Origin of the sequence: Amycolatopsis sp. lyj-112 (assembly GCF_046549055.1) — a bacterium.
GTDB lineage: Bacteria > Actinomycetota > Actinomycetes > Mycobacteriales > Pseudonocardiaceae > Amycolatopsis.
Genome location: NZ_JAJPWS010000026.1, coordinates 1 through 21,466 on the forward strand (window position 1 = coordinate 1; position 21,466 = coordinate 21,466).

Annotated in this window: 23 protein-coding genes; 10 read left to right on the top strand and 13 right to left on the bottom strand. The window is 68.8% G+C overall.

The genetic code is table 11. The features are described 5' to 3' along the window. From ACLJRL_RS40335 to ACLJRL_RS40355, 5 genes are all read right to left on the bottom strand, one after another. Positions 1-676: DUF222 domain-containing protein (locus ACLJRL_RS40335; protein ID WP_410661692.1), on the bottom strand; the 676-nt coding region annotated here is incomplete at its 3' end. Between the two features lie 439 nt (positions 677-1,115). Then, complete coding sequence (locus tag ACLJRL_RS40340; RefSeq protein ID WP_410661693.1) at positions 1,116-1,601, bottom strand: GNAT family N-acetyltransferase; 486 nt, start codon at positions 1,599-1,601, stop codon at positions 1,116-1,118. A 9-nt stretch (positions 1,602-1,610) separates the two neighbouring features. Further along, positions 1,611-2,228 (bottom strand): DsbA family protein, encoded by a 618-nt coding sequence (locus ACLJRL_RS40345; RefSeq protein ID WP_410661694.1) that lies wholly within the window; start codon positions 2,226-2,228, stop codon positions 1,611-1,613. A gap of 35 nt (positions 2,229-2,263) precedes the next feature. Continuing rightward, a complete protein-coding gene (locus ACLJRL_RS40350; protein WP_410661695.1) occupies positions 2,264-2,746 on the bottom strand; it encodes a MarR family winged helix-turn-helix transcriptional regulator in 483 nt (160 codons plus the stop codon). Position 2,747: 1 nt separating this feature from the next. After that, on the bottom strand, positions 2,748-4,166 hold the full coding sequence (locus ACLJRL_RS40355) for a PucR family transcriptional regulator (RefSeq protein ID WP_410661696.1): 1,419 nt from the start codon (positions 4,164-4,166) through the stop codon (positions 2,748-2,750). Positions 4,167-4,302: 136 nt separating this feature from the next. Here ACLJRL_RS40355 and ACLJRL_RS40360 point away from each other — a divergent pair, with 136 nt between their 5' ends. From ACLJRL_RS40360 to ACLJRL_RS40385, 6 genes are read left to right on the top strand one after another with little or no spacing between them, the layout of a single operon-like run. Continuing rightward, the gene (locus ACLJRL_RS40360) at positions 4,303-5,172 is read left to right on the top strand and encodes an FAD binding domain-containing protein (protein ID WP_410661697.1); all 870 of its coding nucleotides are present in this window, start codon (positions 4,303-4,305) and stop codon (positions 5,170-5,172) included. After that, entirely contained in the window at positions 5,163-5,633 is a 471-nt protein-coding gene (locus tag ACLJRL_RS40365) for a (2Fe-2S)-binding protein (protein ID WP_410661698.1), read from the top strand. The genes ACLJRL_RS40360 and ACLJRL_RS40365 overlap by 10 nt, the downstream gene beginning before the upstream one ends. Next, positions 5,630-6,979: an 8-oxoguanine deaminase gene (locus tag ACLJRL_RS40370; RefSeq protein WP_410661699.1), complete on the top strand. Its 1,350-nt coding sequence runs from the start codon at positions 5,630-5,632 to the stop codon at positions 6,977-6,979. The genes ACLJRL_RS40365 and ACLJRL_RS40370 overlap by 4 nt, the downstream gene beginning before the upstream one ends. Beyond that, positions 6,976-9,273 (top strand): xanthine dehydrogenase subunit D, encoded by a 2,298-nt coding sequence (gene pucD / locus ACLJRL_RS40375; protein ID WP_410661700.1) that lies wholly within the window; start codon positions 6,976-6,978, stop codon positions 9,271-9,273. Before ACLJRL_RS40370 ends, pucD begins: the two co-directional genes overlap by 4 nt. Before the next feature lie 36 nt (positions 9,274-9,309). Next, positions 9,310-9,804 (top strand): nucleoside deaminase, encoded by a 495-nt coding sequence (locus ACLJRL_RS40380; protein WP_410661701.1) that lies wholly within the window; start codon positions 9,310-9,312, stop codon positions 9,802-9,804. A gap of 39 nt (positions 9,805-9,843) precedes the next feature. Further along, entirely contained in the window at positions 9,844-11,286 is a 1,443-nt protein-coding gene (locus ACLJRL_RS40385; RefSeq protein ID WP_410661702.1) for an NCS2 family permease, read from the top strand. Positions 11,287-11,361: 75 nt separating this feature from the next. Here ACLJRL_RS40385 and ACLJRL_RS40390 read toward each other — a convergent pair whose 3' ends face one another. Then, positions 11,362-11,913, bottom strand: coding sequence for a TetR/AcrR family transcriptional regulator (locus tag ACLJRL_RS40390; RefSeq protein WP_410661752.1), 552 nt, complete (start codon positions 11,911-11,913; stop codon positions 11,362-11,364). 156 nt (positions 11,914-12,069) lie between these two features. Here ACLJRL_RS40390 and ACLJRL_RS40395 point away from each other — a divergent pair, with 156 nt between their 5' ends. Together ACLJRL_RS40395 and ACLJRL_RS40400 are read left to right on the top strand one after the other, a co-directional pair. Next, entirely contained in the window at positions 12,070-13,068 is a 999-nt protein-coding gene (locus tag ACLJRL_RS40395; RefSeq protein WP_410661703.1) for an SGNH/GDSL hydrolase family protein, read from the top strand. Between the two features lie 120 nt (positions 13,069-13,188). Further along, complete coding sequence (locus ACLJRL_RS40400) at positions 13,189-14,730, top strand: alpha/beta hydrolase (RefSeq protein ID WP_410661704.1); 1,542 nt, start codon at positions 13,189-13,191, stop codon at positions 14,728-14,730. Here the strand turns inward: ACLJRL_RS40400 and pucL are convergent. From pucL to ACLJRL_RS40420, 4 genes are all read right to left on the bottom strand, one after another. Continuing rightward, positions 14,727-15,605: a factor-independent urate hydroxylase gene (gene pucL, locus ACLJRL_RS40405; RefSeq protein ID WP_410661705.1), complete on the bottom strand. Its 879-nt coding sequence runs from the start codon at positions 15,603-15,605 to the stop codon at positions 14,727-14,729. The two genes, ACLJRL_RS40400 and pucL, sit on opposite strands and share 4 nt — an antisense overlap. Before the next feature lie 6 nt (positions 15,606-15,611). Next, positions 15,612-15,929: a hydroxyisourate hydrolase gene (gene uraH / locus ACLJRL_RS40410; RefSeq protein WP_410661706.1), complete on the bottom strand. Its 318-nt coding sequence runs from the start codon at positions 15,927-15,929 to the stop codon at positions 15,612-15,614. Next, entirely contained in the window at positions 15,926-16,417 is a 492-nt protein-coding gene (uraD, locus tag ACLJRL_RS40415) for a 2-oxo-4-hydroxy-4-carboxy-5-ureidoimidazoline decarboxylase (protein ID WP_410661707.1), read from the bottom strand. The genes uraH and uraD overlap by 4 nt, the downstream gene beginning before the upstream one ends. Positions 16,418-16,486: 69 nt before the next feature. Next, positions 16,487-16,966, bottom strand: coding sequence for a helix-turn-helix domain-containing protein (locus tag ACLJRL_RS40420; RefSeq protein WP_410661708.1), 480 nt, complete (start codon positions 16,964-16,966; stop codon positions 16,487-16,489). A gap of 102 nt (positions 16,967-17,068) precedes the next feature. Here ACLJRL_RS40420 and allB point away from each other — a divergent pair, with 102 nt between their 5' ends. Both allB and alc read left to right on the top strand, forming a co-directional pair. Further along, the gene (gene allB, locus ACLJRL_RS40425) at positions 17,069-18,397 is read left to right on the top strand and encodes an allantoinase AllB (protein WP_410661709.1); all 1,329 of its coding nucleotides are present in this window, start codon (positions 17,069-17,071) and stop codon (positions 18,395-18,397) included. A gap of 1 nt (position 18,398) precedes the next feature. Further along, a complete protein-coding gene (gene alc, locus ACLJRL_RS40430; RefSeq protein WP_410661710.1) occupies positions 18,399-19,415 on the top strand; it encodes an allantoicase in 1,017 nt (338 codons plus the stop codon). 194 nt (positions 19,416-19,609) lie between these two features. Here alc and ACLJRL_RS40435 read toward each other — a convergent pair whose 3' ends face one another. Genes ACLJRL_RS40435 through ACLJRL_RS40445 form a run of 3 tightly spaced genes read right to left on the bottom strand, consistent with a single transcriptional unit; the run spans position 19,610 to position 21,313 of the window. Beyond that, positions 19,610-19,786: a hypothetical protein gene (locus tag ACLJRL_RS40435; protein WP_410661711.1), complete on the bottom strand. Its 177-nt coding sequence runs from the start codon at positions 19,784-19,786 to the stop codon at positions 19,610-19,612. A 49-nt stretch (positions 19,787-19,835) separates the two neighbouring features. Then, entirely contained in the window at positions 19,836-20,453 is a 618-nt protein-coding gene (locus tag ACLJRL_RS40440) for a (2Fe-2S)-binding protein (RefSeq protein ID WP_410661712.1), read from the bottom strand. Beyond that, positions 20,453-21,313 (bottom strand): putative RNA methyltransferase, encoded by an 861-nt coding sequence (locus ACLJRL_RS40445; protein WP_410661713.1) that lies wholly within the window; start codon positions 21,311-21,313, stop codon positions 20,453-20,455. Before ACLJRL_RS40445 ends, ACLJRL_RS40440 begins: the two co-directional genes overlap by 1 nt. Positions 21,314-21,466: the final 153 nt, after the last annotated feature.

Below are 21,466 nucleotides of genomic sequence, written 5' to 3' on the forward strand. Positions count from 1 at the left end.
ATTCGTCGACCGGGCGGGGTTTGGCGTAGGCCTCGATCGCCGCTGCGGTGCGGGCGCCTGCTTCGTCGTCGAGCAGGCCGGTGAGTTTCCAGTACCCGTCTTTACGACGGTGCACTCTCAACTCACGACGCGGCTGGACGGGTTCGGGATCTTTCGGCTCAGCGCCATCCGGGTCCAGCCAGGCGATCAAGCCTTCTTCAGCGGCCGCGATCTGCCCAGGACCCCCATCACGAGCAAGATCGGCGAGAATCTTTTCGGCGGCGTCACGGTTCTCAACCGACACATGCACGGGGATCTTCTTCAGCACTCCGATGATCTGGTCGATGTGCTGTTCCCCGACAGCGCCTTCCGCAGCCGCGACAGCCGTCGCAGGTGCCAACGCTGGAACCTCGGTGCCGTCGAGTGCACGGGTCGGGCTCAACGCTACCGCGCGATCCACGAGCTTCTTCGCCTCAGCCGGAGAAATCCGCGCGACATCAGCAAGCCACATTTTCGTATTGGCATACCCGTACAAGTCTTTCGCGCCCCGAGACTCGATCTCCGCAAGGTACGTGCCCAGCACGGCGGACGCGGCACGCATCAGCGTCAACGCCTCAGTCGCTCCGTGGGCAAGCTCCAGTTTCCCGGCACGCCACAACTCCTGCGGGAACTGAGGAAGAACGGAAGTCTCGGACACCCCTCCACAATACCGCACATTTGTCGAACTCGTGTTCGTAATTATCTGCAACAATGAACCGGCACGGATAACACTAAAGGGCGATCGAAGCACGTGCCCAGATTGTCTGACGGTTAGCGGGAGGAGGACATCGGAAGGGGTGGTCGTGAGTGGCGATTCGGGTTATTCGAGGGGTAGGGCAAACGTGGTGTGGTCTTGTTCTGGGTGGGCCGTCTGCGGTTTCGCGTGACTGGATGGACGACACGTGTCCGGCCGGACGGCACGCGGCCGAAGGCTCGGTGCAGAGATCGCCATCCTTCTGCCGGCGGATGACGTGAGACAAGCAGACCTTGCCTCACCACAGGACCCCGACGCGAAGGGGCCTTTCCCCGCATCTGATACGGCGAAAGACCCCTTCACATCACTCAGCACAGACCACCTGAGACGTCACCATTACCACTCACGACAACGTCTTCACATAACGTTGACAAGGAACGGAAATCGCTCCATCCGGCCCCGAAGCCCGATACTCGAACCCGCCCGCGTCGACCCATTCGCTCCGCTCATAGAATCGCCGCGCCCGCGCGTTTCCCGGCGCCACCGCGAGCCAGGCGAGAGAATGCCCGCCGGCCCCGACAAGCCGTTCGGCCTCCGCGAGCAACACCCCGGCCACGCCGCTGCCACGATGCGCCGAAGACACGTAGACCTGCTCGACTTCATCGCCGACGACCATTACGAACCCTGCCACCTCGCCGTTCACCCAAGCGACAGCCGTGTCACCGACCCGCGCCGCTGCCCGCTCCCAGAATGACTCGCGAGTGCGGACCCGTAAAAGCGCGTCCGGCACGTTGCCGAGGTGGCCGTCCCGCCAGCCGTGATACCAGATCTCGGCGACGGCCCTGGCGTCTTCGGCGACCGCGGGCCGCAAGGTCACATCGTTCGGCATTCGCGGATTCTAGGCGGGAGAACCGCTGGAAACGAGCGTTCCGATCCGCCGCTCCACCTCGTCCGCGCTCGCGTTGCCGGAAACCAGTGTCACCACTCGTTCCCCGTCGTCGGCGAGCAGTGTCGGATATCCCGTGACGCCCAAATCCCGTGCCCGCTGGAAATCGGTGGCCGCGGACACGCGGTCGAGTGCGGCTTCGACGTCGTCGCCGTCGAGTCCTCCTCGCTGCGCGACGATGCGGTAGGTCGAGACTTCGGACAGGCTCAGCCCGTCGAGGTAGAAAGCCTCCTGCAGCAAGGCCGCGAGCCGCACCGCGCGGTCCGGCGCGACTTCTCGCAACGCCGCCATGCCGCACGCGGCGGCTTCGGAATCCATGACGAACGCGCCGTCCGCGATGAGTCGTTCGTAGCTCTCCCCGAACGGTGCGCCCGTGCGCGCGGTGATCTCGGCGTTGGCTCCCTGGACGTAGCCGAACTGCCGGATCGGTACCCGGCGCCCGCCGAGGAACAGGCCGCCCGACACCACCTCGACCAGGAGGTCCGGGTGCCGGTGCGCGACGTCGGCCATCGTGCGGGCGAACCCGTACGACCAGCCGCAGTACGCGTCGAAGACATAGATGAGCTTCATAACGAACCCAACGATGTCTGACCTGTCAGATATTCCTAGCGGAGCCGGGGGAGCGCGTCGCGGGCGAAATGGCTCAGCGTTCGGAGGTCTTGGGTGAGCTGCTTGCGATGATCCGAGGGCAGCGGGTCGAGGAAGAACCGCTGGATGTTCTCGACGTGCACCCGCGCCGCCCGCACGGTCGTCTCCTCGCCCGTCTCGGTCAGCCGCACGAGCTGCACCCGGCGATCGTCGGGGTCGGAGGCGCGGATCACCAGCCCGAGCAGGGTCATCCGGTCGACCAGCCGGGTCGCGCCGCCGGTGGTCAGCACCTGCTCCTGCGCGATCGCGCGCATGCTCATCCCGGCCTCGCCCGACCGGCCGACGATCAGCAGCACCTCGAACATCAGGTGCGAGATCCCGCATTCGGTCTCCAGCGCCCGTCCGAGGAGGTACTCGAGCCGGTTCGCCGCGCCCATCAGCCGCCCGAACGCGACCACACGCGGGTCGTAGGCGGCTTCCTTCGCCGTGGTGATGCCCATTTCAGCTCCCTGCCGACAAGGCCAAATAGACGTCCAGCTGCTCGGTGAACTCGGTCAGATCGGCGCCGAGCAGTTCGCTCGCGCGCCCGATCCGGTACCGCAACGTGTTGACGTGGACGTGCAGCGCCCGCGCCGCTCGCGTCGGCGAGCCGGAACATTCGAGGAAGACGCGCAAGGTGTGCACCAGATCGGTGCCCTGTTCGGCGTCGTAGGTCAGCAGCGGGCCCAGTACCCGTTGCCGCAACGCGGCTCGCAGGGCGTCGGGCGCTCCCGCCAGCAGCAGCCGGTGCATGCCGATCTCGCCGCCGGGGACGACCTCGATCGTGCCCGGCCGTTCCGCCGCCACCGCCAGTGCGTAGCGCGCAACCTGCTTGGCGCCTCGCAGCATCGAAACCGGTGTGCGGTCGCTGATCCCGATCAGCACACGGCGGCAGGGCAGTAGCGATTCCACTCCCGCCAGAGAGGCCGACGTCGCCGCGGTCCAGTCCTCCGGCCACTCGCCGTTGTCCTCGGCGATCGCCCACGTCAGTTCCCCGGCCGGGCCGACGAGCGCGTCCGGAAGGAGTTCGGTCAGGATCGCGCGGGCGCTCGCGGTGCCCTCCGTGCGGGCGACGACGACGCGCAGATCGCCGCGCAGTCCGGTCGCGGTCAGCGCGGCATGCGGATCGCCGCCCTCGTCGAGCGCCGCCAGCAACGGTTCGAGCACGCGGTCGGTGACCGCGCGCACCTCGTCCGTCCGCGTCCGCGCGAGGCCGATCAGGCCGGCCAGTTCTTCGGCGATCTCCGCCTGCGCCGCGGTCAGCGCGCCACCGATCGCGAGCAGCCACGGCACCGCGTTCCTGCCGCCGACCGGCCGGAGCGACACGTCGTCCGCCTCGACCGCGCGTCCGCCCGCGGCGACGAACCGCCGCACCAGGTCGCCCGGCGCGGTGGCGGGAACCACCCAGCAGGGCAGGCCGATCTCGGCCCGCCCCCGCTCCAGGAGCGTTTCCACCGACGCGTCGTCGGTCGCCGCTGAAAGCAAACGCTTGCGCGCGCCTTCCCCGGCGGCGGCCAAGGCCAGCACGACGCGTTCGGTGACGACCGAGAACGAGAGGTCCGCGGGTACTTCCAGCAACGGGATCCCGTGCCGCGTGCAGGCTTCGACGAGGTCGCCGGGAATCCCGTCGGAATCCGCGCCGGACGCCGCCAGTGCCGCCGCCCCCGCCTTCGCCAGCGCGGCGACGAAGGCCTCGGAGTCGCCCGGCCCGCGCCACCACAGCAACCCGCTCAGCACGAGCTCGCCCGCCGACACGTATCGCCCGGGGTCGGGCAGTTCGGTGACGTAGATCCGGGACACCGAACGGTCGAGCAGACCCGTTCCGGCGCGCAGGCGCAAGCGCAACCCGGGAAGCGCCAGCAGAGTTTTCACGGTCGTCATCAGGTTTGTAGGAAACCACAAATCGACCGGCCCGCGCTGGGGAGATTTCATGCTTCGGCACCGTTGCCGCCATACGGGCACGGGGCGTCTACTGAGTCAGCCGTCACAGCCCAATGCCGAACCGAGGAGCCCGAGAGTGGATTTCCTGCGCCCCAGCTCGCTGACCGAGGCGCTCGCCGTCAAGGCCGAGCGGCCTGACGCGGTGCCCATCGCGGGCGGTACGGACATCATGGTGGAGCTGAATTTCGACCACCGCCGTCCGGACGCGCTGCTCGATCTCAACCGCGTCGGCGAACTCGCCGAGTGGTCCGCGGCCGACGGCCGGATCCGGCTCGGGGCGTCCGTGCCCTACGTCCGGGTGATCGCTGAGCTGGGTGAAGTTCTGCCCGCGCTGGCGATGGCCTCGCGCACCGTCGGCTCGCCGCAGATCCGCAACCGGGGCACCGTCGGCGGCAACCTGGGCGCCGCGTCGCCCGCCGGGGACACGCATCCCGTGCTGCTCGTGCTCGGCGCCGAGGTCGAAGTCGCGTCGGTGCGCGGAACGCGGCTGATCCCGGCCGAGGAGTTCTACCTCGGGGTCAAGCGCAACGCCCTCGCCCCGGACGAGCTGATCACCGCCGTGCACCTGCCCGCCGACGCCGGCCCGCAGCAGTTCGCCAAGGTCGGGACGCGCAACGCGATGGTCATCGCGGTCTGCTCGTTCGCCTTGGCGCTGCACCTCGACTCCGGCGAGATCCGCGCCGCCGTCGGTTCGGCCGCGCCGACCCCGCGCCGGGCGACCGCGGCGGAGGAGTTCCTCTCCGCCGAACTTCCCTGGTCCACCAAGGCTTCCATCGCGGATTCGGTCAAACGCCGGTTCGGTGAGCTGGTCTCGCAGGCGTCGTCGCCGATCGACGACGTCCGTGGCAGCGCCGACTACCGCAAGCACGCGTTGTCCGTCCTGGCCCGCCGGACGCTGACCTGGGCGTGGAACGACTTCCAGAAGGGTGAACGCGAGTGCGCGTGAACGTGACGATCAACGGCGAATCCCACCAGGCCGACGACGTCTGGGAAGGCGAGAGCCTGCTCTACGTACTCCGCGAGAGGCTCGGCCTCCCGGGTTCGAAGAACGCCTGTGAACAGGGCGAATGCGGTTCCTGCACGGTCTATCTCGACGAGGTCCCGGTCTGTTCGTGCCTGGTCGCGGCCGGTCAGGTCGAAGGCCGTGAGGTCCGGACGGTCGAGGGACTCGCCGACGGCGACGTGCTCGACCCGGTCCAGCAGTCCTTTGTGGACGCGGGCGCCGTCCAATGTGGCTTCTGCACGCCCGGTCTCGTGGTGGCCGCGCACGATCTGCTCAACCGGGTCGAAAGCCCGAGCGACGAGGAGATCCGCGAAGCGCTGGCGGGGAATCTGTGCCGGTGCACCGGGTACGAGAAGATCCTCGACGCAGTCCGGTTGGCCGCGACCAGGGGAGAGACCGCGTGAAGACCGTCATCGAGAACGCCGCGATCGCCACCGTCGACGGCGCGGGTACCGAGCACGCCTCGGGCCACGTCGTCATCGAGAACGAGCGCATCACGGCTGTCGGCGAGGGCCGGGCTCCCCGGGACGACTACGACGAGCGGATCGACGGCGCGGGTCACCTCGTCACTCCCGGGCTGATCAACACGCATCACCACCTTTACCAGTGGGCCACCCGCGGGCTGGCCGCCGACCACACGCTCTTCGAATGGCTGGTCGCGCTCTACCCGATCTGGGGCAGGCTCGACGCCGAGATCACGCACACCGCGGCCACGGCCGGGCTCGCGCGGCTCGCGACCACCGGGTGCACCACCGTCGCTGATCACCACTACGTCTTCCCGCGCGACGGCGGCGACCAGGTCGAAGCCCTGGCCGCCGCCCGGATCCGGATCGGCGTGCGGCTGCACGTCGTCCGCGGCTCGATGGACCGCGGCGAGTCCCAGGGCGGGCTCCCGCCGGACAACCTGGTCGAGGAGACCGAGGCCGCGCTGCTCGGCACGGAGGCCGCGATCGACCGGTTCCACGACGACGCCGCGGGCGCGCATCTGCAGATCGCGGCCGGACCGTGCTCGCCGTTCTCGGTGAGCGAGCGGCTGATGACCGGCGCCGCGGACCTCGCGCGCCGCAAGGGAGTCCGGCTCCACACGCATCTCGCCGAGACGATCGATGAGGAGAAGCAGTGCCTCGCCGAGGCGGGCTGCACCCCGGCCGAGTACGCCGACAAACTCGGCTGGCTCGGCGACGACGTCTGGCTCGCGCACTCCATCCACCTCGCTCCGGAAGCGATCCGGCGCATGGGCGCCACGGGAACCGGCGCGGCGCACTGCCCGACGTCGAACGGGCGGATCGGCGCCGGGATCGCCCCGGTGCGGCAACTGCTCGACGCCGGCGCGCCGGTCGGGCTGGGGGTCGACGGGGCGGCGTCCAACGAATCCGGTGGCCTGGGGGAGGAACTGCACCAGTCGCTGCTGCAGGCTCGTCAGCGCGGCGGCCCTCGTGCGCTGACCACGCGTGAGGCGTTGTGGATGGGCACGATGGGCGGCGCGCGCTGCCTCGGCCGGGAGAAGGACCTGGGCTCGATCGAGGTCGGCAAGCTCGCCGACCTCGCGGTCTGGAACCTGAACGGCCTGAACTACGCGGGGATCACCGATCCGGTCGCCGCGCTGGTGCTCGGTGCGACCCCGCCGATCGCGCGCCTGTTCGTCGGCGGCGCGACCGTGGTGACCGGCGGGGCGCTGCGCGAGGAATCCGAAGACGAGATCGCCCGTGAGCTGGCCGTGGCCAGTGCCCGGCTGAGGGAGACGGTATGACCACCACCGAGACCTCCGAGCAGACGACCGCCGCGACCGGGACCACCAATGGCGTGGGTGCGAGCCCCCGCCGTCCCGACGGCATTGTCAAGGTGCGCGGCGAATTCGCCTACTCCTCGGACCTGTGGCACGAGGACATGCTGTGGGGCGCGACGCTGCGCAGCCCGCATCCGTACGCGCGGATCACCGGTATCGACATCACCGACGCCCTCGCCGTGCAAGGGGTCTACGCGGTGCTGACCCACGAAGACGTGCCGGGCGTGAACAAGTACGGCCTGGAACACACCGACCAGCCGGTGCTCGCCGTCGACGTCGTGCGTTATGAGGGCGAACCGGTCGCGCTCGTCGCCGCGGATCACCCCGAGACGGCGCGCCGCGCGATGAAACGGATCAAGGTCGCCTACGAAGTCCTCGAACCCGTGACGGATTCCGAAAAGGCCGTCGCCGGCGAGGGCGCCGAACTGCATCCCGGCGGGAACGTGGTGCGGCACGCCAAGATCCGTCACGGCGACCAGTCGGTCAAGGCCGACGTCGTCGTGTCCGGGGTCTACGAAGTCGGCATGCAGGACCAGGCGTTCCTCGGTCCCGAGTCGGGGATGGCCATCCCCGACACCGAGGGTGGTGTCGACCTTTACGTTGCCACGCAATGGCTTCACGTCGACCAGCAGCAGATCATCGCCGCGCTGGGCCTGCCGAAGGACAAGGTGCGGCTGACCCTCGGCGGCGTCGGCGGCGCGTTCGGCGGCCGCGAAGACCTCTCGATCCAGGTCCACGCGTGTTTGCTCGCGCTGCACACCGGCAAGCCGATCAAGATGGTCTACAACCGCGAGGAATCGTTCTACGGGCACGTGCATCGCCACCCGGCGAAGATGTACTACGAGCACGGGGCCGACAAGGACGGCCGCCTGGTCTACGTCAAGGCGAAGCTGTACCTGGACGGCGGCGCGTACGCCTCGTCGACCGGCGCCGTGGTCGCGAACGCCGCCACGCTCGGTGTCGGTCCGTACAATGTGGACAGTGCTTCGATCGACTGCTGGGGCGTGTACACCAACAACCCGCCGTGCGGCGCGATGCGCGGATTCGGTGCGGTGCAGGCGGGATTCGCCTACGAATCCCAAATGGACAAACTCGCCGAGGCCTGCGGCGTCGACCCGGTGGATATCCGGATCCGCAACGCGATGGCCGAAGGCAGCCTCATGCCGACCGGCCAGGTGGTCGATTCCGCCGCCCCGGTCGCGGAACTGCTGGAACGCCTGCGCGCCAAGCCGTTGCCCGTCGCCCACGAGGAGCTGGACCTGCGCCGGATGCCCGGCGGCGTCTCCAACACCACGCACGGCGAGGGTGTCGTCCGCGGGGTCGGCTTCGCGGTCGGCATCAAGAACATCTGTTTCTCCGAGGGCTTCGACGACTACTCGACCGCCCGCGTGCGGCTGCAGCTCGTCGGCGGCGAACCCGCGGCGACCGTGCACACCGCGGCCTGCGAGGTCGGCCAGGGCCTGGTCACGATCATGCAGCAGATCGTGCGGACCGAACTCGGCATCGAGCAGGTGACGATCCTGCCGATGGACACCAACATCGGCAACGGCGGTTCGACGTCCGCGTCGCGCCAGAGCTACGTCACCGGCGGTGCCGTCCAGGCCGCGTGCGTCGCGGTGAGATCCGGGCTGCACAAGCATTTGGCGGGCACGCTCGCCGCGGACGGCCGGCTCAAGGTCGTCGGAGGCAAGGTCGTCGCGGCCGACGGCAGTGTGCTCGCCGACCTCGTCGACGTGCTCGGTGACGAGGTCTTCGACGAGACCGTGGAATGGCGCCACCGTCCGACGACGCCCATCGATCCCGAGACAGGGCAAGGGAACGCGCACGTCCAATATGGATTCGCGGCCCACCGCGCCGTCGTCGACGTCGATGTCGAACTCGGGTTGATCAAGGTAGTGGCGCTCGACTGCGCGCAGGACGTCGGCAAGGCGCTCAACCCGCAGGCGGTGCTCGGCCAGATCCAGGGCGGTTCCGCGCAGGGACTCGGGCTCGCGGTGATGGAGGAGATCCAGACCGTCGACGGCAAGATCCGCAACCCGTCGTTCACCGACTACCTGATCCCGACCGTGCTGGACATGCCGCCGATGGACATCGACGTCCTGGAACGGCCCGACCCCAACGCGCCCTATGGTCTGCGCGGGGTCGGCGAACCGCCGACGATCTCGGCCACCCCGGCGATCGTCGCGGCCATCCGTGCGGCCACCGGGCTCGCTCTTCCCCGCGTCCCGGTGCGCCCCGAACACCTCACCGGCACCTGAGAATCACCCGTACTTTTTCGAGCTAGGAGTCCATTCGTGGGTACCCGTTTGTCCATTTCGGAGTTCGACGAGCAGAAATGGCTCGCCGAGGCAGTGAAACTGGCCACCGCGAACGTCGAGCGCGGCGGCGGCCCGTTCGGCGCGCTGATCGTGCGGGACGGTTCGGTGCTCGCCACCGGGACCAACCAGGTGACGCCGTCACTGGACCCGACGGCGCACGCTGAAGTGGTCGCCATCCGCGCGGCCTGCCAGGCGATCGGCGACTACAAACTCGACGGCTGTGTCCTCGTGACCTCCTGCGAACCCTGCCCGCTCTGCCTTTCCGCCGCCCTCTGGGCGCGTGTCGGCAAGGTCGTCTACGCCGCGGACCGCCACGACGCGGCCAAGGCGGGCTTCGACGACCGCGAGTTCTACGACCTCTTTTCCCGCCCGCGCGAGACCTGGCCGCTACCCGTCGGCCATCTGTCCCTTCCGGACTCTTTCGCGCCTTTCGAGGCCTGGCTGTCGAAACCCGACAAGAAGGCCTACTGAGCAAGGATTCTTCCCGCGCCACAACGTTGTGGAGTAGGCATGACCCAATTAGGTACCGAGCGTCCCCACCTGCCCGCGCCCGAACCGAGGCGGCTGTCCGGGCTCGACCGCTGGTTCAAGATCTCCCTTCGTGGCAGCACGATCGGCCGGGAGGTACGCGGCGGGATCACCACCTTCGTCGCGATGTGCTACATCGTTCTGCTCAACCCGCTCATCCTCGGCGCGTCGGCCGACATCACCGGCGCCCGGCTGAGCACCGAGGCGATCACCACCGCGACCGCGCTGGCCGCGGGGGTCACCACGATCCTGATGGGACTCGTGGGCAACGCGCCGCTGGCGCTCGCGGCGGGCCTCGGCGTCAACGGCGTCGTCGCGTTCCAGATGGCGCCCACCATGACGTGGGCGCAGGCCTTCGGGCTCGTCGTCCTCGAAGGCGTCTGCATCGTGTTCATGGCCGTTTCCGGGATCCGGGAACGGATCATCAACGCGATCCCGATGCCGCTCAAGGTCGCGATCACCGTCGGTATCGGGCTCTACATCGCGCTGGTCGGCCTGGTCAGCGCCGGTTTCGTCACCCGCACCCCGGACGCCGCGCAGTCGACGGTGCCGGTGCGGATGGGCATCGCCGGCCATCTCGAAGGCTGGCCGATCGCGATCTTCTGCCTCGGCCTGCTGCTGATGATCGTGCTCGTGAGCCGCGGGGTTCCCGGCGCGGTGCTGATCAGCATCGCCGTCGCGACCGGGCTCGCGGTGCTGGTCAACAGCGTGCTCGAGGTCGACGGCTGGGGGCTGGTCGAGCCCAAGGTGCCCGATCAGGTCGTGGCACATCCCGACTTCAGCCTGCTGGGGGACATCGATCTCTTCGGCGGGTTCGCGTCGGCGGGCGCGGTGACCGCGGCGGTTTTCCTGTTCACACTGGTGCTTTCCGGGTTCTTCGACGCGATGGGCACGATCACCAGCGTCTCGGAGGAGGCGGGGCTGGTCAAAGACGGCAAGGTCGAGGGAATGGGCCGGATCCTGCTGGTCGACGGCGCCGGCGCACTCGCCGGTGGTGTCACCGGTTCGGCGCCCAACACGGTGTTCCTCGAATCGGCGGCCGGTGTCGGTGAAGGCGCGCGGACCGGCCTGGCGAGCCTCGTCACCGGTGGCCTGTTCACCGCGACGCTGTTCCTGACCCCGATCGCGGCCGTCGTCCCGGCGCAGGCCGCGGCGCCCGCGCTGGTGGTCATCGGCGGGATGATGATGGCGCAGTGCGCGCGGATTCCCTGGCGGGACATGGATTTCGCGATCCCGGTGTTCCTGACCATCGCGCTGATCCCGTTCACCTACTCGATCACGAACGGGATCGGCGCCGGCCTGGTCGCCTACGTGCTGATCAAGATCTGCAAGGGCAAGATCCGCGAGATCGGCTGGATCCTCGGGATTCTCGCGGCCGTGTTCGGGCTGTACTTCGGGATCGAGGGAATCATGTCCTGGTTCTGAGGTCTCGCGTGATCAGACGCGGAACTCGCGTGATTGGAGGCGTAACTCACGTGATCACGTGAGTTACGCCTCCAATCACGCTGGGGGCAGCAGGGTGCGCGCCAGCGCGACCGACGAAGCCCCGGCGACGTCGAGCGCCTCGGTGTTCCGCAGCGACCGGCTCAGCACGAAAGCTCCTTCGAGACTGTTGACCAGCGCGATCGTCAGCTGCCGCGCGGCCGCGGGCGCCAGGTCGTACTTGCCCAGTTTCTCGGTCCCGGTCTCGATCCAGGCCGTGAAGACGTCGGCCGTCGCGACCCGCAGCTTCTCGTTGGTGCTGGCGACCTCTAGCGCGACCGTCGCGATCGGGCAGGCGTCGGCGTAGTCGGTCGCGCGGAGGGTGTCGGCGGCACTGGCGAAGCAGGCCTCGATCCCGTGGATCAGGTCCGGCTCGTCGGCGAAGAAGATCTCGAACAGCGCGAGGTACAGCATCCCGGAAGTGCGGATGACCTCCTCGCCGAGCTGCTCCTTGCCGCCGGGGAAGAAGTGGTACAGCGAGCCGAACGGCGCGTTCGCGGCCTCGACGATCTGCTTCACCCCGGTGCCGGTGTAGCCGTTCCGCCGGAGCAGTTCGGCGCCGGCGGTCACGATGCGTTCCCTCGTCCCAGTCACGCCTCCATGATAGAGCGTTCTATCAAGTGCCCTCTCACCCCTGAAACGTGAAAGATACTCACTTCTATTGTGGACAGAGGTGGGTTGTTGTCAGGATCGGCCCGTAGTCCAACGACGGATCACGAGGTCGACATGCGCCGTACTGCCCGGTTCGCCATCGCCACGCTCCTGGCGGTCCTCTCGCTAGCGAGTCTCGGGACTCCGGCGAGTGCCGCCGAGCCCCCGACTTTCCGCAAATACGTCGCCCTCGGCGATTCGTACACCGCGGGGCCGCTGATCCCCTGGCAGCAGGCCAGCTGGTGCTTCCGGTCGAACAACAACTATCCGGCCTGGCTGGCCACCAAGCTGGGGCTCTACTACAAGTCCGGCGCCTTCACCGACGTCAGCTGCTCGTCGGCGGACAGCACGAACATGACCAGCCCCCAGACGGTGCCTTCGCCGAGCCTGGCGCTGGGCAGCGTGCCGGCGCAGTTCGACGCGCTGACCCTGGACACCGACCTGGTGACCGTCGGCATCGGCGGGAACGACTACAGCGTCTTCGGCAGCCTCATCTACACCTGCCCGACTCTGCGGGACGGCGATCCGACCGGTTCGCCCTGCAAGGACCACTTCACGATCAACGGGACCGACACGTTGCTCGCGGCGATCGCGAACACGCAGCGGAACCTCGAACGTGTCGTCAAGGGCGTCCGTGAGCGCTCGCCCGGCGCCACCATCGTGCTGGTCGGCTACCCGCGCATCGTGCCGTCGAAGGGGTACTGCCCCAGCGTGGTCCCGTTCGCCGACGGCGACTACGCCTGGGCCGACCTTGTCGAGCGCGCGCTCAACAAGGCCATCTCGACCGCCGCCCGCAAACAGGGTGCCCGGTACGTCGACACCTATGGCCCCAGCCGCGGGCACGACGCCTGTTCCGGTGACGCGGCCTGGGTCAGCGGCAAGGACACCAACCTCTTCCGTGCGGTGGCCTACCACCCGTACGCGGCGGGGATGAAGGCCGAAGCCGACCTGATCTTCAAGGCGCTGGGCGGTACCACCGCGGCGACCACGAAGGCGCCGGACGCCCGGAACGCGACCACGCCGGACGAACTCCAGCGCAAGGCCGCCGCGGCCGGGCTGGTGCCGCGCTCCTGATCTGTCGTCCTTCTTATCCCTTGGTTCACCTCGGGGCGCTACCTGCGGTCGATGTTCGCGCGGTATGCCCGGTTCTAGCGTCAGGAACCGTTGGGAATCCAAGGAAGAAGGGGGCAGCAGATGAAGCGGCTACTGGCCGTCGGGGTGATCCCGGCGGTCGTGGGCGGACTGCTCGCCGGAGCCGTACCGGCTTCGGCGAGCACGCTGAACACGACGAACATCCCGGCTCACTACGCGGGCCAGATACTGGATTGGCATCCCTGCGCGGCGGAGGAACTGCTCACGTTGCCGCCGGGCACCGACATCAGCGGGCTCGAATGCGCGACCTACCGCACGCCCCGTGACTGGGATCGCGCGGGGGAGCGGCAGGACCTGACCATCGCGGTCAGCCGGCTGAAGTCCACCGGGCCGTCGACGGCGTCCCTGCTCACCAACCCGGGTGGGCCGGGCGGGCCCGGCCGCTGGCAGCCGACGATGTTCCGCGGGCAGGACAAGCTGCGCGAACACCAGGACATCATCGGCATCGACGTCCGCGGGACCGGCAAGAGCACCAACGTCACCTGCCGGGGCGCCGCCGACGTCATCCGGCAGCTGGACCCGCGGGACCGCGACCCGCGCAACCTGAACCAGATCCTGGCCAACGCCGAGCATGTCGCCAAGTCCTGCCAGACCGCCGGTGGTGAACTCGGGCCGCTGATCACCACCTACCAGACGATCAAGGACTTCGACCTGCTCCGTGCGCTGCTCGGCCGGGAGAAGATCAACTGGGTCGGCTATTCGGGCGGCACCTGGCTGGGGGCGCACTACGCGCAGCAGTTCCCCCAGCGGACCGGGCGGTTCGTGCTGGACTCCTCGACGGAGTTCACCACGACCTGGCAGAACTCGTTCAACCGGCAGCCGGTCGGTTTCGAACGGCGCTGGCGGCAGGACTTCCTGCCGTGGATGGCACGGTACGACGCCAAGTACCACTTCGGCACCAGTGGCGAGGAGGTGCGGCAAACCTACGAGCGGGTCCGGTACGCCTTGTCGCGTAACCCGATCGACGGGAACGGGCCGATGCAGCTCGAGTACTCGCTGGTGTACATGCTCTACAAGAAGGTGACCTTCCCGGCGCTGGCCGATCTGCTGGTCAAGGTCCGGGCGGCGACCGAGAACGGGGCACTGGAGCAGGCCAAGGCCGACGCTCGTGCCGCGGTCAAGGACGTCAAGGACGCGGGTGACGCCTCCGACGCGCAGGACGCCACCTTCTGGAACACCCTCTGCGGTGAAGGACGTTTCGCCGGCACTCGTGAATCGTTGATCCGCGACTCGCAGCGGAACCTCGACCGCGGTCTGCTCATCTCCGGCGGTGGCGTGCTGAACGCCGCGGTCTGCCTGTTCTGGGACAAGGAACCCCGGCCGCTGCCGAAGCTGGACGGCAAGGGCGTCCCGCCGGTGCTGATCGTCCAGTCCGAGCACGACCCGGCCACACCGATCGAGGGCGCGAAGCGGGCGCACGCCGCGTTCGCGAACTCCCGGATGCTGACCGTGACCGGCGAGGGTGATCACGGCCTCTACGCGGACGGCAACGCCGCCGTGGACAAGATCGTGAACGCCTACCTGGTCGACGGCGTCGTCCCCGCCGACCAGAGCGTCCCCGGGATGCCGCTGCCCGTGCCTTAGAAAGCGGCGAGGGTGTGCCAAGCCAGGCCAGGGTCCTCCGCGTCGTCGCGGAGGACCACACCCTCGATCAGGCCGTACGGACGGTCGGCGGCGTAGAAGACCTCGTTGTCGTTCTTCAGGCCGAACGGCGACAGGTCCACCAGGAAGTGGTGCTTGTTCGGCAGCGAAAGCCGGACTTCGGCGACCTCTTCGCGTTCCTTGAGCACAGCCTCTCCCATCGCGTACAGCGTTTGCTGCAGGGAGAGGCTGTGCTTGTCCGCGAACGTCTCCAGCAGGATCCGCCGGACCTCGCCGTGGCTCGCCGCCCAGTCGATCCCGTCGCCCTGATAGCGCCAGCGCGCGGTCACCGCGGTCGCGAGGATCCGGTCGGTCGTCTCGGACAGCGTCGTGTACTTGTCGCGCGGGAAACCGTGGAATTCCGAACCGGTGGACTTGAGCAGCACGAGATCGTCCAAACCGGACACCACCCACGCCTTGCCGTCTCCGACGGTGACCGCGGTCGTGCGTTTTTCGCTGCCCGCCTGGGAAAAGGCGTGGTCGTGGCCGGAGATGCGGTTCCAGCCGTGCTCGTCGATCAGGATCCGGGCGCCGGAGATGTGCTCGAAGGATTCGACGAAATGCCGTCCGAGGCGGAGCGCGAAGTCCTCGATCTCGCCGACCGGGGATTCCTTGGCGAACGCGTACACGGTGTTCTTCTGGGTGTCGGTCGCGACGACGTCGGCGTTGTCGCCGGTGAGGTGGGTGGCCGCGAGTTCGCCGCGCAGCGACGTCGAAACGGTGAGGTCCTTGAGGTGGTGCACGCTGTCGTCGCGCTGCACCGTGACAAGCCGGACTTCGGCCTTGCCGTACTGGTTGGGGCCCAGGGTGATGGCCACGGGCGATCAGCTCCCTCGATAGGTGGAATAGGCGAACGGGCTCAGGAGCAGCGGCACGTGGTGATGCTCGGTCCCGTCGGCGATGCGGAAGGTCAAGATGACTTCGGGAAAGAAGGAGTCCGGGCCGAGATAGGCGCCGGTGTCGAAGACCAGCCGGTACACCCCGGGTTCCAGGGTTTCCGGGCCGAGGTCGCGGATCCGGCCGTCGGCGTCGGTCCGCCCGGCGGCGACGGGTCCGCCCGCGCCGGTTTCGAGCCGGACCGCGACGTCGCCCGCCGGGCGCCCCGCGGAGGTGTCGAGGATGTGGGTCGTCACGAGACTCACGCCGTCACCGCCTTTTCCAGCCGCAGCGCGGCGATCTCGGCCAGCTCTCGGCCGGCCACCTCGAGTTCGGTCTCCGCGTCGTTCGACAACCGTGAGCGGAGGTTCTCCAGCAGTTCGGCGCCGCTCCGGCCGCTCGCGCAGACCAGGAAGACATGCCCGAACAACGCCTCGTACTCGGCGTTGGCCGCGGCGAACTCGCGCGCGGCGGAAACGTCCACACCGGACTGTTCCGAGCGCGACCAGCTCGCTTCGGTGCTCTTGCCGTCCGCTTTCTCCCCGATCCGGGGATGGGCGGCCATGGCACGCCGGACTTCTTCGGGGCGCAGCGGGGTCAGCGCCTCCGACAGGGCGAGCAGGGCGGCCAGGTCCGCGTACGGGCGCCTGGCCAGCAGGGTTTCCACCCAGCGGGGGACATCGAGGCAGGCTGTCAGCGCCGGCCGGACGTCCTGTGCGGGTGCCTGGTTGAACTCTCGAATGGTGAGCGGCACGGGAACAGACGGTACGGCGACGATTCCGTCGCCGTCAACATTTTGTTGAAATAGTGTGGTAGGAATGTCTCAGCAATCCTGGTCCCGGTTGAGGTAGTTGTAGACCGTGAACCTCGTGACCCCCAGCGCCTCGGCGACCGTCGACACCGACTTGCGGAGCCCGAACGCGCCGCGCTCCTTGAGCAGCCGCACCGCGCGCTGCTTGGCGGCGCGATCGAGCGTGTCGAGCTTGCCGCCGAGTTCGCGTTCGACGTCGCCGATGAGCCGGGCGAGTGCGCTGTGCAACTCGACGGCGGGCTCGGCCGAGTCGTCGCCGACCTGCCGGAGCTGGAGTGTCACGCGGGTCGCGCCGCCGTTCAGCGCCGCTCGGGCGATGGCCGGGAGCGCGTCGAGCAGGGCGTCGGCGTCGCCGCGGACGAGGGTGCCGAGCGGGCCGAAGTCGGTGCTGAGGCCCGCGCCTTCCGCCGTATCGCGGGCTTTGACGGCATGCTCGGGTGGCGGACCCTCGCCATGGAACGGTTCGCTGGTGAACTCGGCTTCTAACTGCACCCAGCGAAGGTAGCGCCGCTCGGGCTCATTGACGAGCACGGTGGCCAGAGTTAATGTCGGAGTGTGAAACTTCGATTCCACTAAGTGGAAATTGGAGGGTTGATGGAGCTGGTGATCAAGGCCGCCAGGGCGATTACCGCGGCCGGTGAAGTACCGGCGACGGTCGGTATCGAAGGCGGCCGCATCGTCGCGGTGGAACCCGCCGGAGCCGCCCTGGACGGCGATCAGGTTCTCGAACTCGGCGAGGACGTCGTCCTCCTGCCGGGGCTCGTGGACACCCACGTGCACGTCAACGATCCGGGCCGGGCCGAATGGGAGGGCTTCGCTTCGGCGACCCGCGCGGCCGCGGCCGGTGGGGTGACCACGATCGTGGATATGCCGCTGAACAGCCTGCCGCCCACGGTCGACGTCGCGGCGCTGGAGGTGAAGCGCAAGACCGCCGAAGGTCGCGTCCATGTCGACGTCGGTTTCTGGGGCGGTGCGATCCCGGGCAATCTGGCGGATCTGCGCGGCCTGCACGAGGCCGGGGTGTTCGGCTTCAAGTCCTTCCTGCTGCATTCCGGCGTCGACGAATTCCCGCCGCTGGACGCGCGCGGGCTCGAAGACGCGATGACGGAACTGCGGACCTTCGACGCCATGATCATCGTGCACGCGGAGGACTCCGACGCGATCGATCACGCGCCCGACCCGCACGGCGAGCGGTACGACGACTTCCTGCGTTCCCGCCCGCGCGGCGCGGAGAACGTGGCGATCGCGCAGGTCATCGAACTCGCCAGGAAGACCGGTGTCCGCGCGCACATCCTGCACCTGTCCTCTTCGGACGCGCTGCCGATGGTGGAGAGCGCGCGGCGCGAGGGCGTCCGGCTGACGGCCGAGACCTGCCCTCACTACCTGAGCTTCACCGCGGAGGAGATCGGCGACGGCGCCACGCAGTTCAAGTGCTGCCCGCCGATCCGCGAGGCCGGGAACCGTGAACTGCTGTGGCAAGGGCTGGCGGACGGTGTCATCGACTGTGTGGTGACCGACCATTCGCCGTGCACACCGGAGCTGAAACGCTTCGACAGCGGCGATTTCGGGCTCGCCTGGGGCGGGATCGCCGGGCTGCAGCTCGGCCTGCCCGCGGTGTGGACGCAGGCGCGGCAGCGCGGCTTCGGGCTCACCGACGTCGTCCGCTGGATGGCCGAACACCCGGCCGCGCAGGCGGGAATGCGCCGCAAGGGGCATCTCGCGCCCGGCTACGACGCTGATTTCAGTGTGTTCGCACCCGACGACGCGTTCGTCGTCGACGTCGCGAAGTTGAAGCACCGCAATCCCGTCAGTGCCTACCACGGCCGTCCGCTCGCCGGCGTCGTGCGGAGCACTTGGTTGCGGGGCAAGGAGATCACCGGTGACGACCCGGCGGGCACCCTGCTGACCCGGGGTGACTGCTGAGATGGAGGAGACCTTGACCGACCGTCCTGAATGGACCGCCCTGCCCGATCTGGCCTCGCGCAAGTTCGGCGGGACCGTGATGTGGGCGACGGACGAGTTGTTCGCCGAGAAAGAGAACCTCGTCAATCCGTGGACGCCCGCCCACCGCGCGGAGACGTTCGGTCCCAAGGGGCAGGTCTACGACGGCTGGGAGACCCGGCGGCACCGCGAGCCCGGTGACGACCAGGCCGTCGTCCGGCTCGGCCTGGCGGGCGCGATCACCGGCGTCGTCGTGGACACCGCGTTCTTCAAGGGCAACTATCCGCCGTTCGTCTCGGTCGAGGCCTGCGCGGTCGACGGCTATCCGAGCGCCGCCGAACTGTCCCAAGTGGACTGGGATGTGGTGGTCGAACGCGGCGCGGCCAAAGGACACGCGGAGAACTTCTTCGAAATCGGCGGGAGCAAGCGCTACACGCACGTCCGGCTGACCATGCACCCGGACGGCGGCGTGGCCCGGCTGCGGGTGCACGGCACGCCGATCCCGGATCCGCGCCTGCTGGACCCCGGCGCGCTCGACCTCGCGGCCCTGGAGAACGGCGCCGCGGTCACCGGCTGCAGCAACATGTTCTATTCCTCGCCCAACAACCTGTTCTCGCCGGGGCTCGCGGCGCACCAGGCCGAGGGCTGGGAGACGGCGAGGCGCCGCGACGACGGGAACGACTGGGTCACCGTGCGGCTCGCCGGGGCGGGCGTCGTCCGGTTCGCCGAACTGGACAACAGCAACCTGAAGGGCAACGCGCCGGGCTGGGCCGCGCTGAGCGGGCGGGACGGCGACGGCGAATGGGCCGAGTTGCTGCCGAAGACACGGCTGCAGCCGGACACACGGCACCGGTTCGCGCTCGCCGAGGGCCCGGAGGTGACCGAAGTGCGCCTCGACGTCTATCCCGATGGCGGCATGGCGCGCCTACGCCTTTTCGGCTCGCTCACCGAGCGGGGCCGCTCCGAGGTCAAGTCCCGCTTCGACGGCTCTCACCCCTGACGCGACAGGCCAAGTTGCCGTGTCGTCCGTCTGATCACGCGAGTCGTCCTGCTGATCACGCGAGTTCGCCGTCTGATCACGGGTGTTCGCCTTTCCCGCACGGACGGCATCCGTGCGTGGATGGATGACACACGTGATCAGATGGACGACACGTGTGACCAGGCGGACGACACACGTGATCGGGCATTGCGGGATTAAGGCCGGGCGCTCGGCCGGTTCAGGTACGCGGAGAACGACGAAAGGACGATCCCGACCGAGAAGACGGCGGTGAGCCACCACGCGCCGCCGATGGACAGGTTCCACACCAGGGCGCCCGCCATGAGCAGCGCCATGACGATGTTCCTGATCTGCAACGGCGTCGGTTTGGCCATGCCGCCACCTTCTCACGGGTGCCGTCGGCCGTGGTCAGGGGGCGGACGGCTAGCCGAGCGACGCGCGGAGCCGGCGGTCTCGTTCCTCCGGGGTCTGCCGGGGGCAGCTGGTGCACTTCGGGTTCCCCGCCTCGTAGATGAGACAGCAGGAAGCCCGGCGCACCACGGTGTTCCGCCCGACGCGGGCGAACCGCGGCTCCGGCATGCCGAGCCCGATCGCGGCCACGAGCGGCCCCGCCAGCGCGACCGCCCGGTCCGTGTCGCCGGTCCACAGCAGGCGATTGCCGATCGAATCCGTCGCGATCGCGCCCAGCGCGCGCGGGTTGGCGCCGGTGACTTCGGCGATCGTGCCGATCGCGGTGTCCAGCGTCCCGGCGAACGCCTTGCCCAGTTCGGCCAGGCCGCCGGGCAGGACCCGCGACGAGTGCGCGCCCCGGAAACGGCCGTCGGGGACGAGGTCGATGGTGACGGCGTCGAGCGACGGGTCCAGCGGTTCGCCGTCGCGCACGAACGACTCCAGCGACGGCGCGACGAGCACCGACGACAGCGAGTACCACCAGATCGTGCCGAGCACCTCGGGCCGCGAACAGCCGTAGAGCTTCGCGGCGCCGCCGATCCGGGCGCGGACCCAGCCGGCGTCGGCGAGCAGGGTCGCGGACGCTTCCATCAGGGCACCGGCCGGTACAGCGTGACGCTGAACGAGGTGGTGACGTCCACCGACGCGGTGATCCCGTCGAGCCGCTCACGACGTCCCTCGCGGTGGAGGTGGTGCGCGCTGGGACCCATCTCGACGACCTGGCGGATCTGTGACGGCGACAGCTTCACCTGCTGGGTCACTTCGCGCCGCTCCACCCGGCTGAAGTGTTCGCCGAGGGTTTCCTCCAGCCGCGTGTCCTTGCTCTCGTCCACGGAGATCACCAGATCGCCCAGTTCCCGCAGATGCCCGGGATTCGGCGTCGCGACGACCAGGAGCCCGTCCGCGGTCAGGACCCGGTGGAACTGCGGCGCGTTGCGCGGCGCGAAGACGTTGAGGATCAGCGACGCGCTCCGATCCGCCACCGGCCAGGGCTCCCACAGATTCCACACGGCCGCGCTCGCGCGCGGGTGCGCGCGAGCGGCCCGGCGAAGGGCGACGGCGGAGACGTCGAGTGCCAGCCCGTGCGCGCCGGGGGCGGCGTCGAGCACGTGCGCGAGGTAGTAACCGGTACCCGCGCCGGCGTCGACGATCAGCCCCTCCTGAACGTGCTCCGAGGCGACCTTCGCGAGTTCGTCGGCGAGAGGCAGATACGCGCCCGAAGCGAGGAGGTCGACGCGGGCCGCGACCATCGGCGCGGTGTCCGCCGTGCCGGCCGGGATACGCGCGTGCAGAAGATTGACGTAACCCTGCTTCGCTACGTCGAACGAGTGACCCCGCTCGCAACGCACCGTGCGCCCGGCTGACCCGACCGGGTCACCGCAGACCGAGCACCGCAGGGACCGGACGATCTCCGGTGGCAGTGGGTCATCGCCGTGCTCGTGCGCGTTCATGGGCATATTCGACCACGACGTTTCGCAACCGGACAGAACGCACCAGGTCCCCGGAAACCTGGACGTAACAACGCCGCACCGACAGTTCACGCGGGTGAAACCTGAATCGCCGCCCGAGGAAACACCGCGGCCCAAAAATTCCTGCGCAGTACA

Bases quoted from the DNA above. Each gene is read 5' to 3' on its own strand.
- ACLJRL_RS40340 (WP_410661693.1), bottom strand. From the start codon at position 1,601: ATGCCGAACGATGTGACCTTGCGGCCCGCGGTCGCCGAAGACGCCAGG.
- ACLJRL_RS40345 (WP_410661694.1), bottom strand. From the start codon at position 2,228: ATGAAGCTCATCTATGTCTTCGACGCGTACTGCGGCTGGTCGTACGGG.
- ACLJRL_RS40350 (WP_410661695.1), bottom strand. From the start codon at position 2,746: ATGGGCATCACCACGGCGAAGGAAGCCGCCTACGACCCGCGTGTGGTC.
- ACLJRL_RS40355 (WP_410661696.1), bottom strand. From the start codon at position 4,166: ATGACGACCGTGAAAACTCTGCTGGCGCTTCCCGGGTTGCGCTTGCGC.
- pucD (WP_410661700.1), top strand. From the start codon at position 6,976: ATGACCACCACCGAGACCTCCGAGCAGACGACCGCCGCGACCGGGACC.
- ACLJRL_RS40385 (WP_410661702.1), top strand. From the start codon at position 9,844: ATGACCCAATTAGGTACCGAGCGTCCCCACCTGCCCGCGCCCGAACCG.
- ACLJRL_RS40395 (WP_410661703.1), top strand. From the start codon at position 12,070: ATGCGCCGTACTGCCCGGTTCGCCATCGCCACGCTCCTGGCGGTCCTC.
- ACLJRL_RS40400 (WP_410661704.1), top strand. From the start codon at position 13,189: ATGAAGCGGCTACTGGCCGTCGGGGTGATCCCGGCGGTCGTGGGCGGA.
- allB (WP_410661709.1), top strand. From the start codon at position 17,069: ATGGAGCTGGTGATCAAGGCCGCCAGGGCGATTACCGCGGCCGGTGAA.
- alc (WP_410661710.1), top strand. From the start codon at position 18,399: ATGGAGGAGACCTTGACCGACCGTCCTGAATGGACCGCCCTGCCCGAT.
- ACLJRL_RS40435 (WP_410661711.1), bottom strand. From the start codon at position 19,786: ATGGCCAAACCGACGCCGTTGCAGATCAGGAACATCGTCATGGCGCTG.
- ACLJRL_RS40440 (WP_410661712.1), bottom strand. From the start codon at position 20,453: ATGGAAGCGTCCGCGACCCTGCTCGCCGACGCCGGCTGGGTCCGCGCC.
- ACLJRL_RS40445 (WP_410661713.1), bottom strand. From the start codon at position 21,313: ATGAACGCGCACGAGCACGGCGATGACCCACTGCCACCGGAGATCGTC.